This window comes from Candidatus Chlorohelix allophototropha (assembly GCF_030389965.1).
Lineage (GTDB): Bacteria > Chloroflexota > Chloroflexia > Chloroheliales > Chloroheliaceae > Chlorohelix > Chlorohelix allophototropha.
On the sequence record NZ_CP128400.1, the window covers coordinates 1996474 to 2009384 of the forward strand.

At 49.8% G+C, this 12911-nt stretch carries 12 protein-coding genes and 1 pseudogene; 7 read left to right on the top strand and 6 right to left on the bottom strand.

All coding sequences use genetic code 11. From position 1 onward, the window contains the following. The first annotated feature begins 73 nt into the window (after positions 1–73). Both OZ401_RS21205 and OZ401_RS21210 read left to right on the top strand, forming a co-directional pair. A complete protein-coding gene (locus tag OZ401_RS21205) occupies positions 74–1057 on the top strand; it encodes an RHS repeat domain-containing protein (protein ID WP_486599298.1) in 984 nt (327 codons plus the stop codon). Between the two features lie 19 nt (positions 1058–1076). Next, a complete protein-coding gene (locus OZ401_RS21210) occupies positions 1077–1307 on the top strand; it encodes a hypothetical protein (protein WP_341470527.1) in 231 nt (76 codons plus the stop codon). 139 nt (positions 1308–1446) lie between these two features. Here OZ401_RS21210 and OZ401_RS21215 read toward each other — a convergent pair whose 3' ends face one another. Continuing rightward, positions 1447–1674 carry a hypothetical protein gene (locus OZ401_RS21215; protein ID WP_341470528.1) on the bottom strand — a complete coding sequence of 76 codons (228 nt, stop codon included), beginning with the start codon at positions 1672–1674 and terminating at the stop codon, positions 1447–1449. A 380-nt stretch (positions 1675–2054) separates the two neighbouring features. Between OZ401_RS21215 and OZ401_RS21220 the strand changes: the two genes are divergently transcribed. The 5 genes from OZ401_RS21220 (at position 2055) to OZ401_RS21240 (ending at position 6453) form a co-directional block, all read left to right on the top strand. Next, positions 2055–2711 carry a hypothetical protein gene (locus OZ401_RS21220; RefSeq protein WP_341470529.1) on the top strand — a complete coding sequence of 219 codons (657 nt, stop codon included), beginning with the start codon at positions 2055–2057 and terminating at the stop codon, positions 2709–2711. A 225-nt stretch (positions 2712–2936) separates the two neighbouring features. Continuing rightward, on the top strand, positions 2937–4439 hold the full coding sequence (locus OZ401_RS21225) for a peptidoglycan-binding domain-containing protein (RefSeq protein WP_341470530.1): 1503 nt from the start codon (positions 2937–2939) through the stop codon (positions 4437–4439). Between the two features lie 14 nt (positions 4440–4453). Continuing rightward, positions 4454–4831, top strand: coding sequence for a hypothetical protein (locus tag OZ401_RS21230; protein WP_341470531.1), 378 nt, complete (start codon positions 4454–4456; stop codon positions 4829–4831). A gap of 11 nt (positions 4832–4842) precedes the next feature. Next, complete coding sequence (locus tag OZ401_RS21235; RefSeq protein WP_341470532.1) at positions 4843–5034, top strand: hypothetical protein; 192 nt, start codon at positions 4843–4845, stop codon at positions 5032–5034. A gap of 120 nt (positions 5035–5154) precedes the next feature. Continuing rightward, complete coding sequence (locus tag OZ401_RS21240) at positions 5155–6453, top strand: NRAMP family divalent metal transporter (protein ID WP_425607642.1); 1299 nt, start codon at positions 5155–5157, stop codon at positions 6451–6453. Between the two features lie 107 nt (positions 6454–6560). Here OZ401_RS21240 and OZ401_RS21245 read toward each other — a convergent pair whose 3' ends face one another. From OZ401_RS21245 to OZ401_RS25955, 5 genes and pseudogenes are all read right to left on the bottom strand, one after another. Beyond that, positions 6561–8087 carry a WD40 repeat domain-containing protein gene (locus OZ401_RS21245; RefSeq protein ID WP_341470534.1) on the bottom strand — a complete coding sequence of 509 codons (1527 nt, stop codon included), beginning with the start codon at positions 8085–8087 and terminating at the stop codon, positions 6561–6563. 186 nt (positions 8088–8273) lie between these two features. After that, positions 8274–9497, bottom strand: a complete 1224-nt coding sequence (locus tag OZ401_RS21250) for a WD40 domain-containing protein (RefSeq protein WP_341470535.1) — start codon at positions 9495–9497, stop codon at positions 8274–8276. Positions 9498–9652: 155 nt separating this feature from the next. After that, entirely contained in the window at positions 9653–10129 is a 477-nt protein-coding gene (locus OZ401_RS21255) for a hypothetical protein (RefSeq protein WP_341470536.1), read from the bottom strand. 461 nt (positions 10130–10590) lie between these two features. Further along, a complete protein-coding gene (locus OZ401_RS21260) occupies positions 10591–11667 on the bottom strand; it encodes a WD40 repeat domain-containing protein (RefSeq protein ID WP_341470537.1) in 1077 nt (358 codons plus the stop codon). A gap of 118 nt (positions 11668–11785) precedes the next feature. Next, positions 11786–12664, bottom strand: a pseudogene (locus tag OZ401_RS25955) (WD40 repeat domain-containing protein); the annotation flags it as partial. Positions 12665–12911 lie beyond the last annotated feature (247 nt).

The window sequence follows — 12911 nt, forward strand, 5'->3', positions numbered from 1 at the left end:
TTACCAACGGGGCAGGGGCGGTAAATAACAAGCTGGATTTCATCGAGATCAACAGCGGGATGCGGGCGGGGTAGTGAGTACCAGCTACCTGCACGGGGATCATCTTGGCAGTGTGAGCCTTGCGACTGATAGCAGCGGGCAGGTAGCCAGCCAGCAGGAGTTTGACCCGTGGGGCAAGGTGCGGCTAGGCAGCATCAGCCAGACGACTATGAACTACACCGGGCAGAGGCTGGACGGGACGGGGCTACTTTTCTACAACACCAGATATTATGACCCGCAGGTCGGTAAGTTCGTCAGTAGCGACTCGATTGTACCCAACCCGGCCAATCCCCAGGCCTTCAACAAATATGGTTATGCTTACGATAATCCTCTAATTCATACTGACCCAACTGGCCATTGCGGTGACTTTCTTGATTGTTTGGCAACGGGCGCTGCAGGTTTTGTAGAAGGTTTTATGGCATCAGGTGGAAATCCCCTTGCAGGGGTGGGGGCAGCCGCCGTAGAACTGACCTTCAGTGCGGTAAATGACGGCTTTTTCAATGACTCCCCTGATATTCTTCATACTGTTGCCGGAGCCGCTTCTCCTATAATAAATGAAGCACTGAAGGCTGGTAGAGGTGCAAATTCAGGTGGAGGTGGTAGTGAAACTCAAAATGATGTCGCTAATGGCCCGACAACTTTATACCATTCAATGAGGATGGATTCAAACGGAAAACCTGCTTTAGGTGATACTGCACGTACTCTTGGCGCTAGACTTGGTAGTGATATAAATGAAGATAGTGATAATTTTGTTCAACCAAATACTGGAGGAGTATCAGTTAGTCCAGAAGATCCAAACAACTTACCTTCATTCCGACGTCCTCCTGAATTTGGCGGAACAGGTAAGGATCCCGTATGGAAAATAAGCTCTGATAAACTTGGAGATAATTTATTATACAGACAGGATCCAGATAATTCACAGCATGGATTTATTGAGCCATCTAAAAAAATGTCTTTCGAGCAGTATCAAGAGTCTATATGGAATACTCAAGATAGTTGGGAATTAGTAAATCCATAAATATTACATTGAGGTTATTATGAAATCTGAATTTGATCATATATTAACACACTCGTCTGACCCACAAAGTTCTATGCGCGAGAAGGTTCGCGAATTGTTATCAAAGGGTCATAAGAAAGAGGAGATTTTAGAAGAGCTAGAATTGTTAAGAGCAGATTTGCAATCACGTAATATGGAACAAGAAGAAGATATTGTTCTCGAAATTATGGATTATTTGGTTGGATGGTGCAGTCCACATATGAAGTTATGATTGACTAATTATAAAGAGAGGCATAATCGGTTCTATAATTTAATAGTCGAAATAGCAGCATTTATTTCAACATAAGTTTAGTAGAGGGAACAGAAGCTACACCTGGAACGTGGAGAACAAGCCCACCTCAATCACCACGCTACTGGATAATGTGACCGAGACCTACGGCTATGACGCCGATGGAGCGAGGGTTGCCAGAAGCAGGAACGGGGTAACCACTTACTATCCGGGCGGGGTGTGGGAAGAAGACAGTACCGGGGGCAGGAAGGAGTACATCCAGTTCGGGGGCAGGGCAGTGGCGGTCAAGCAGCGGGATGCGGGCTGGGTAGTGAGTACCACCTACCTGCACGGAGACCACCTGTCGCAAGGGGTGTCCCCTTGAACTCCTCTCTCCACTTCCCCCCTTGAGGGGCTAACGGAAACCGAGCAGGGTTCTCAGGGGTGCAACCCCTGTGCGGGGTCGCAAGGGGTGTCCCTTTGAACTCCTCTCTCCACTGGTTTGTTAGGAACTTCTACTCCCGGTACAGGTACGTCGCAAGGGGTGTCCCCTTGAACTCCTCTCTCCACTTCCCCCCTTGAGGGGGGTAGAAGGGTGAATAGTTACTAATATTTAGATCGATTTGGTTTCAAGACTTGGTAAATGAGTATAATCTGATAGAAAGCTGGTATAAACAACGAATTGGAGTCAATTACCAAAGCTGATTTTAATAAAGGTTCTTGGTCATTTTTTGAGAAGTTTTTATTGCAATGCATAATAACCCTAATGAAATAAATAAGAAAAGGTTTTATTATAGCCTGATTAGAACAGACGTTCATAACCTTTTACTTGGTCCAACAAGCTTCTATTGGCAACATGATCATGATTCTTTTTATGGTTGGTCAGTTCTATCTCTACACATGAGGCTTGGATGGGAGGATCGGAACGAAGTTCGTACGGTTTACGGTAACTTATTTGACAGCTCTCAAGATTACTCGGTTCTTAGAGCAGTCTTTTGGAATGGAATTGTTGAAAGGGCAAAGGTAAGAAAAGAAAAAGAAGCATATATTGGACAACTCCCTGCACGTTTTATTGAAATACCTGTCAGTCTTTTAAGAGAATGGTTAAATGAATTCGATGATTTATCTTTAAAGATAGACTTAAGTTCGCAATTAGATGAATCGGTTAAAGTTAGGAGGTTAAGAATTGAAAGAGATTACTATAGTGAAATTTTTGAATACATCTGGCAGAAGGAAAATGAATTGTTTTCAGAATTAAATAACAAATGGCAGAAGGTCTGGGATCAAATGACAGAACTATTAAGCTCCTCTAAAATTGTGACAGACTTCTCTGAAGAATATTCCGCATATGAGGGACGAGTTCATTATAATTTAGATGCCTACTCTGCTGACATATTTGATCACTGAGTTATAGATTGGAATCTTCTGGCAGGTAACCCTCGCCTTATTTTTCCAAAACCTTTTCTGAACAGCTATAGTATCGAATTAAGATTGACTCTTCACGGGGCTATTCTATAATTTAAGTATTCTCACCCGGATAATTTGCGTTTATTCCACGTTTATTCCAGCAACGTACTATTCTTCTATCATACCTTTCGTAACCCCGTGTCTTTAGTAGTAAGGGGGAAAAAGATGGAAAGAACAAATCTCGCGGCAAAGTCGCCAGAGCAGGCTATTCCTACCCACTCCGGCGACAATCTCGAATTTCAAGTCGAAACAGCCAATGAAACCGCCCAGTCAGAGGTGAGCGAAGCTTTCTCCGGCAAGCTGACACCCACAAAGGTATTGTCCTTGCAGCGCACCATCGGCAATCGCGCCGTCACCCGGATTATGCGGGAGAAAGCGGGCGTAATTCAGCGCGAACGCACCGTGCTGACAGGTTCGCAGGGCAATACGGTGCTGAAATTGCAGCAGAAGTTGAACAAACTGGGGATGGCAACTCCGGCGCTGGCGGAAGACGGTATTTTTGGTCCCAAAACTCTGGCAGCGGTGCTGGCTTTCCAGAAAGCGCGGAAGCTGGTAGAAGATGGGATTGTGGGCAAAAAAACGTGGGCGGAGTTGAAAGGTGATGAGGGTAGCAAGGATGCTTCCGGTTCGGCGCAAAACGCGGCAGCAGCAGCGGCAGCTTCTTCTCCTGCCGATGCGGTATCGGGGACAGCGGCGGCAAGCGGCGCAACTAACCTTCCGAAAGAGTCTGCCCCTACCGTCAAGAGTGCGCCGCCCGAAGTGGGCGAATCTGCCCCGAAGGAAACGAAGCCGGAAAGTCCTGCCAGTAAGCCCACTTTCAAGCAGCAGTTCGAGAAGGAACTGGATTCGATTAAGCTGGATATGGCGGCGATTACCAAGCTGGTAAATGAGGCAAGCCCGGCAGAACGGCAAACGGTTTGGTCGGATGCCACTCTGATGACCAAAGCCTTTGACGAAATGACCAACGACGATTATCTGACGATTGTAACGAAGCTGCGTATGTTCCAAGTCGGCACTACCGCCGAGGATAACAAAACCCATACTTCTGCCACCGATGCGGACAAGGATATTCGGGACAAACTGAGCGCGTATGTGGCGGGCGCAGTGAAGGCGGGTCGCCAAATCGAGGGAATGGTGGGCGTGGTCGGAGATTCCGATTGGGATAGAGCGGGCGAAGCGCACTATGGGCATGATGTGTGGTTTAACGGACCACCCCCCAAAGACCCCAAGAAAGACCTGATTAACGGGTTCGTGGATAGCAAAGACCGGGTGTGGATTCATAAAGATCGGGGCAACGCCGGGACTATGATTCACGAAGGTTTGCATAAATATGCTTCGGACAAGATACTGAACGACTGGAATTTCGATATGAACGAGGGTATTACCGAGTATTTCACTCGCAAAATCGGCAAGTCCCTGCCCACTCCCATCGCTCGTGGTAATTATCAAGAGCAGCTTGATGTAATCGAGCCTTTATCCAATGTGGTAGGCGAAGCAGTGATGGCGGGTGCCTATTTCGATGGTAAACTGGATGAGATGAAAAAGAAATATCTCGAATTCCGCAAGGGCAAGGGCGACGATGAGGCAGCGCAGGAACAGAGTTGGAAAGATTTCCTGAAGGATATGGACAAAGAACGTTATGCCGCTGCTTTGCGGCGCATTTCCTGAGTGAGAGGTGAGCTATGTCAGACCAATTTCCGGTGAAGCAAAAAGAACGTCTGCAAAGTTTGTTGAGCGAGAATAGAATCAAGACTACTTTGCAGGAATCCGCGCCCGAAAGTGACCCCGCCAGCCTTGACGCAGTGGCGGGAGTGGGCTATCGTGCCTTCAAGCCGGACGCACAATTCAGCGTCTATTTCTTCGAGGATTACAGCAAGATTGACGGAGCAGTGGCAAAGTTGCTGGAGATTATGCCGGAAGAGCAACCGGGCATGCGGGTGCTGTACGGTAGAAACGGTCCGTTGCTGTTTTTCGGGCATGCCCGCACCGATGGCGAGGATGGAATCGAGGCGCGTTTCCGCTTGGCAAAATTCATCTCCGCCTTTTCCGGCGATGAGTAGGAAGGGCGTATTTGAATACGCCGCAATTGGAGTTAAACCCGGGCGTGTCAAACCACGCCCCGACTGCCTATACCCCGAAAGGGTATGCCCCGAATGGGGTATGCCCGAACCCACCACCCCGTAAATCCCATGAGAACCACCGCATTTCGCAAGCGCAATCCTCTTATTTTGTAGCCTATAGGCATTTGCACTCCAGCAAGTAGGGATAATTCTGACTTGAAGCATACTAATTATTAGTATATACTAATATTAGTTATAAATATTGACTAATATGCTTATTACTCCCTGCTGTGAGGATTATGGACTCGGAACGACGAAAACTTCTGCTACAACAACTTGAGCAACCGCGCGTCATTGAACAAGCTTTGCCGAGTAACCCGCCGCTTAGCCTGCCGCAGTTTCGATTGTGGGGCTGGCTGCTTAGCTTTGGACCGGGCTTGATGGTGATGCTGGCAGATACCGACGCGGGTAGTATGATTACGGCGGCGCAATCCGGCGCACAGTGGGGCTATGCTTTGGTTTTCCCACAACTGGCGCTTATTCCGGTGCTGTACGTGGTGCAGGAAATGACCATTCGGCTTGGGATTGTAACCGGAAAAGGGCATGGCGCGTTGATTAGCCAGCATTTTGGCAGAGGCTGGGCGCTTTTTTCGGTAATGACGCTTTTTGTGGCTTGCTTCGGCGCAATTGTCACCGAGTATGTGGGCTTGGCGGGGGTGGGGCAGCTTTTCGGTCTGCCGCCGTGGTTAACCGTCTCTTTCGCCGCTTTCCTGCTGATCGGGATAGTGCTGACGGGCAGTTACAAGCGGGTCGAGCGCATCGGGCTGGCGGTGGGGCTGTTTGAACTTTTGCTGATTCCGGCGGCGTTGCTTTCTCATCCAGATTGGGGGCAGGTAGCGGAAGGGGCGAGTAATATACCGCTGCTGCATGGCGATTTCCTGTTTTTGCTGGCGGCAAACGTGGGGGCGGTTATCATGCCCTGGATGATTTTCTACCAACAAGGGGCAGTGCTGGACAAGTGTTTGTGCAAAACTCAGCTTAAAGCCGCTAAGATTGATACTGCGCTCGGTGCGGTCATTACCCAACTGGTGATGGTAGCGGTGGTAGTGGCGGTGGCGGTAGGGGCGGGGCAGCTAAATAAAGCGGGGCAGAGCCTGAACAGTATGCAGGATATTGCTCACACGGTTGAGCCGGTGCTAGGGCATAGCGGGATGCTGCTGTTATTTGGAATGGGCATGGCGGGCGCGGCTTTTCTGGCGGCGTTGGTAGTTTCGCTGGCGGCAAGTTGGGGAATGGGCGAGGCGTTGCGCATCAAGCATAGCCTGAACCTTCCGGTGCGAAAAGCCAAGACCTTTTACGGTTTGTACATCCTATCGCATGTGGTGGGCGCGGCGCTGGTGCTGAGCGGCATCGGTCTGGTGAATCTGGCGGTGGACATCGAGGTGATGAACGCGATTTTGCTGCCGCTGGTGTTGGGCTTTCTGCTGATTTTGGAACGGGTGGCGTTGCCTGAGCGTTATCGCATGAAGGGCACGTACAAATATTTCGCGTGGGTTTTGTGTGCGGTAGTAATTCTTTTCGGGGTTTACACCGGAGTAAACGCGCTAATCAGTTTGTTTTAAGCGCAAGTAAAAATAGTTTGGTAGAAGCGGTTGGCGAGGGTAGGCGAGCCGCTTTTTAGAATCCACAAAGGGACGCTGGAGTGAGGGGAAAGGCTATTTGCTGCTGCTCATTGCGCCCCCCACAGTTTGATGGTGTTATCATTGCTGCCGGAGGCAATGGTCTTGCCATCCGGGCTGAATGCCACTGCTATGACATAACCAGAGTGCCCAGTGAGAGTGTTGAGCAATTTGCCGGAAACTGCATCCCACAGCTTGATGGTTTTATCCTCACTGGCGGAGGCAAGGGTTTTCCCATCAGGGCTGAATGCTACTCTCCAGACAACGCCGGAATGCTCGGTAAGGGTGTTGAGCAGTTTGCCGGAATTGGCATCCCATAGCTTGATGGTTTTATCCCTGCTGCCGGAGGCAAGGGTTTTGCCGTCTGGACTGAAGGCTACCGAATTGACAGAGGAAGAATGCCCGGAAAAAGTGTTGAGCAGTTTGCCGGAAACTGCATCCCACAGCTTGATGGAATTATCCTCACTGGCGGAGGCGAGGGTTTTCCCATCAGGGTTGAATGCAACAGAACGGACCCAGGAAGAATGCCCGGAGAGGGTGTTGAGTAGCTTGCCGGAGTTGGCATCCCACAGCTTGATGGTGTTATCATCATCAGTTGAAGCGAGGGTTTTCCCGTCTGGGCTGAAGACTACCGAAAAGACAGCTTCAGAATGCCCGGAGAGGGTGTTGAGTAGCTTGCCGGAGTTGGCATCCCACAGTTTGATGGAATTATCACCGCTGCCATAACCATTACCGCTGGCAGAGGCTAGTATCTTTCCATCGGGACTGAAGGCTACCGAATTGACAGAGGAAGAATGCCCGGAGAGGGTGTTGAGCAACTTGCCAGAATTGGCATCCCACAGTTTGATGGTTTTATCAGCACTAGCGGAAGCGAGGGTCTTTCCATCTGGGCTGAAAGCTACCGAAAAGACAGCGTTAGAATGCCCAGAGAGAGTGTTGAGCAGTTTATCGGAAGCAGCCGGAATAACGGTTGGCAAAGGGGTCTCAGGGCAAATCACAAGCGCCTCATACGAGAAGCAGCTATATGGTGCAGCCGCTGAGGTGGTTACTTTGCCAGTGCCAGTGACAACCGCTGAGGGAGATGCCGTAGTGGTGGCAGGTGCAACCGTAGTGGGCGGTGTTGTAACGATGGTAGGCGCAATTGTCGTAGCGGTGGTAGCGGCAACCGCTGTGGGAGATGTCGCAACGGTGCTAGGCGCGGCAGTGGTGGCACTTACTCTGGCAGTGGTGGTGGCGGCAACCACTGTTGGTTGCGTCTTATCGGTTGGTCCGGCAGTTGCAGGCATTACCACAAACACCACTACCAACCCTAGCACAAGCGTTATCACAAGCCCTATTACCAAGGTGCCCCGGTTGCTCGAAGGGTTGCTATTGCCCATAACCTGTCGGGTGGGGGGTGTAGGTTGAACCGCTTGCAACTGCGCTTCCAACCGCGCAATTTCCTGTTCCTTATCCTGACGCTCAATAATCATATGAGGCGGCGCATAGAGTTCTCCAAACTTAGCAATCCGCTCGTTGATGATGTCGAGGTGACGACGCTGATTATCAAGCTGCCTTTGGAGAGATTCGCGACTCATGATGTTATCCTGACCCAACTGAAACAAGCAATAAACCGCCGCTAAACTTCGGGGATATTATAACGGGATGGGGTGTGAGGGGCAAGCAATCGAGGGCAATAACCCTCTCCCACCCTCTATTGCACCCCCCACAGTTTGATGGCGCTATCTCCACTGGCTGAAAGCTACCGATGTGACAGAGGAATATTACTTGGTAAGGGTGTTGAGTAGCTTGCCAGAAGCTACCTCCCACAGCTTGATGGAGTTATCCATATTGCTACCGGCGGCAAGTATCTTACCGTCGGGACTGAAAGCTATCGAATTGACAGCGTAAGAATACCCCGTGAGGGTGTTGCGCAGATTACCAGAATTGGTATCCCACAACTTGATGGACTTATCTATACTGCTACCGGCGGCGAGTATCTTACCATCGGGACTGAAGGCTATCGAATTGACAGCGTAAGAATACCCCGTGAGGGTGTTGCGCAGATTACCAGAATTGGTATCCCACAACTTGATGGACTTATCATTACTGGCAGAGGCAAGGGTTTTTCCATCCGGGCTGAAAGCTACCGAATTGACCGCATTAGAATGTCCAGTGATGGTGTTGAGTAATTTGCCGGAGTTAGCATCCCACAACTTGATAGTGTAATCCGCGCTGGCAGAAGCAAGGGTTTTTCCATCCGAACTGATAGCTACCGAATTGACAGCCTTATCATGCCCCGGAATGGTGATGAGCAGATTGCCGGAAGCTGCCTCCCGCAGCTTGAGAATTCCATCACTGCTGCCGGAGGCAAGGATTTTCCCGTCCGAACTGAAAGTAACCGAATTGACAGAGTTAGCCTGCCCCGTAAGGGTAATGAGCAGATTGCCGGAATTGGTATCCCACAGCTTGACGGTCTTATCCCAACTACTAGAGGCAAGAGTTTTCCCGTCCGGGCTGAAGGCTACCGAATTGACCGCATTAGAATGTCCAGTGATGGTGTTGAGTAATTTGCCGGAAGCGGTATCCCACAACTTGATGACCGTATCACTGCCGCCAGAGGCAATGGTCTTACCGTCCGGGCTGAAGGCTACCGAATTAGCCGCGTAATAAACTACACCGACGGTCGAATTATTCACACCATCGAGAAATACCCAGAATGATAACGCTAGTATCAGCACAATCACCGCTAGTACCCCACACCCGCAGCCCCACCACTTACTGCGCGGCTTGTGCTTGCTCATAACTTGGGGCGTAGGCGGCGCAGGTTGCGTCAACCCCAATTGCTTCTCCAACTGTGCAATCGCTTGCTCTGTATCCTGACGCTCCATAATTTTTTTAAGGGGCGCGAAAGGTTCGCCAAACTTAGCAATCTCCTCATTGAGGCTGGAGAGGCGTTGGCGTAGAATATCAAGCTGACTTTGGAGAGATTCGTGGTCGTTATTCATGCTGTTATTCTGCCCCATCTAAAACAAAACGATAAATCGACGCTAAACTTCGGGGATATTATAGCGGGATGGGGTGTGAGGGGCAAGCAGTGGAGAGAGCGGCTGCCGGGAGCAGCCATGTATAGGGGAGAAGCTTCTAAATAGGGCAGGCGGGTTCAGAAGCCCGAAGCGATATTGACCAACCTGTCATCCTTTAGGCAGGTATAGCCGCGTTCCTCAAAGGCTTTTACCACTTGCTGCTCACGCGCAGGACTAATTTCAAGAAAATCCCCATTGATGCTGGAAACCTGTATTACGCCGTAAGTCTTTTGAATATCTTTGGGAATCCAGTAGAGCATTAGCTGAGCGGGCCATTCGGGCCAATCGCCATCGGTGTAATCGAGAATATCATCGGAGTCAAAGGGTTCTTTCGCCGGGGGTTCTTCCTCTGCATTCTCTTCTAAAATTTCCACCACTTCTTGATAAGCTTCGGCAGGTGCGTTCTTTTTAAATTCGCCCCAAGTTCTGGAATTTTGGATAGCGCGCAGAGTGGCTACCAAATAATCGGCGGTGGATTTCGGCAATAGCACCAACATATCAGCTACCACACCGTACACCAGCGGCTCTTTTTGCGTATTAAATTCGATCATCATTCGCTCCTCTATTTAGGTTGAAGTGTAGATTTAAGATAGCGACAGATATTTTCATTTTAAAGCGTAATGTTGCTGCCGGATTTTTGTAAGTTTTGATTGGGGGTAATAGCCTTCTTTCAATGTATTTTTTGAATATCAATTTTGGGTCGAAATTCCTAACCTGAAATCTAAGTATCTGCTATAAGATTAAAACAGATTCTGGGTAATTTTAAACCAGTGCCTTAGTTTACCCTAGAAATATGGCTATTAATCATTAATGATAAGTGAAAACAACTTTGTTTGTCAAGGCAGTTTAAAATATTTTAAGGTAGTTTGATTGTTGTTAGCCCGATAGAGTTAAAATAATTTAATAATCCTGTCTCTTTTAGAGGGTGTGGGCGCACGTTATCGCGATTTATCGGCTGATAGAGCAGCCTCCCACAGAACCACCAACCGCACGCCGGGCGTGTCGAGCCGCGCCCTTACGAACCAACTCCCCACAACTTGATGGTTCTATCCACGCCCCCAGAGGCGAGGGTGTTTCCGTCCGGGCTGAAAGCTAGCGTATGGACAAGGGAAATATGCCCCGCGAGGGTGTTGCGCAGATTACCGGAAGAGACCTCCCACAGCTTGATGGTGTTATCCCAACTACCGGAAGCGAGGGTCTTTCCGTCCGGACTGTACGCTATCGAAGTGACAAAATTAGAATGCCCTATGAGGGTGTTGAGCAACTTGCCGGAGTTGGCATCCCACAGCTTGATGGTGTTATCCCAACTACCGGAGGCAAGGGTTTTCCCATCCGAGCTGTACGCTACCGAAAAGACCCAGTAAGAATGCCCTATGAGGGTGTTGAGCAACTTGCCAGAGTTGACCTCCCACAATTTGATGGTTCTATCATAACTACCAGAGGCGAGGGTTTTTCCGTCGAGGCTAAATGCTATCGATTGGACAGCACTGCAATGCCCGAAGAGGGTGTTGAGCAGTTTGCCGGAATCGGCATTCCACAGCTTGATAGTACAATCCCCACTGGCGGAGGCAAGGGTTTTCCCGTCCGGGCTAAATGCTATCGAATAAAGATTGTTTGAATGTCCTATGAGGGTGTTGAGCAACTTGCCAGAGTTGGCATCCCACAGCTTGATGGTGTTATCCCAACTACCGGAAGCGAGAGTCTTTCCGTCCGGGCTGTACGCTATCGAAGTGACAAAATTAGAATGCCCTATGAGGGTGTTGAGCAACTTGCCAGAGTTGGCATCCCACAGCTTGATGGTGTTATCTCCACTGGCGGATGCAAGGGTTTTCCCATCGGGGCTGAAGGCTACCGAAAAGACAGTGTGAGAATGCCCGGAGAGGGGTTTAAAAGAAGTAGTAGGTGGCGCAACTTGAGCTACCAGCCACTGCTCTTCTAGACGTTCAATCGCTTGCTCTGTATCCTGACGCTCAATAATCATATGAGGCGGCGCATAGAGTTCTCCAAACTTGGCAATCCGCTCGTTGATGGTGGCGAGGCGTTGGCGCTGAATATCAAGCTGACTTTGGAGAGATTCTTGATCATTACTCATACTATCCTCCTGCCATGTCCGAAACAAAGCCTAAACCGCCTCTAAACTTCGGGAATATTATAACGGGATGGGGTGTGAGGGGCAAGCAAGCGAGGGAAATCGCCCCTCTACCATGTTGCTACTGCACTCCCCACAGCTTGATGGTGCTATCCGCACTGGCGGAGGCGAGGGTCTTCCCATCGGGGCTGAATGCTACCGACCAGACCCAGTTAGAATGCCCGGAAAGAGTGTTGAGCAGATTGCCGGAGTTAGCATCCCACAGTTTGATGGAATTATCCTTGCTGGCGGAGGCAAGGGTCTTCCCGTCGGGGCTAAAGGCTACCGAATATACAGAGTCAGAGCGCACGGAGAGGGTGATGAGCAGTTTGCCAGAGCTGACTTCCCACAATTTGATGGCACTATCCGAACTGCCGGAGGCGAGGGTTTTCCCATCCGGGCTGAAAGCTATTGTCCAGATAGCGGTTGAATGTTCCGTGAGAACTCTCAACAATTTGCCTGAAACACTGTCCCAAATTTTAACAGATTCATCAACACTTCCAGAGGCAATAGTCTTTCCATCCGGGCTGAAAGCTACTGAATCGACAATGTTTAAATGCCCGGCGAGGGTGTTGAGCAGTTTGCCAGAGCTGATTTCCCACAATTTGATAGTATTATCTCTACTGCCAGAGGCGAGGGTTTTCCCATCCGGGCTGAAAGCTACCGAATAAAGATTGTTAGAATGCCCGGCGAGGGTGTTGAGCAACTTGCCGGAGTTAGCATCCCACAGCTTGACGGTATTATCTCCACTGCCGGAGGCAAGTATTTTCCCGTCGGGACTGAAGGCTACCGATCCGACAAACCCAGAATGCCCTGAGAGGGTATTGAGCAACTTGCCGGAATTGACATCCCACAGCTTGATAGTGTTATCCTCACTCCCTGAAGCGATGGTCTTTCCGTCCGGGCTAAAAGCTACCGAAAATACAGCACCTAAATGCCCTGAGAGGGTGTTGAGTAGCTTAAAAGAAGTAACGGATTTTCCGGCAGTTGCTTGCATTACTGCAAACACAATCACAAGTGCTAGTACAATTACTCCCACCAGCCATTTTAGCCATTTGCCCCAATCTTCCCCCTTTCTGAACGGGTCGTCTTTGTGTTTAACCTGCTCGGTGGGGGGTGTGGGGGGTGCAGCCTTGTTTATCGTCACACCCACCTGCTCGGCTCGTACTTGCAAAGTCTTCAGCAACTTTTCATGTGCGCTCGCTTCG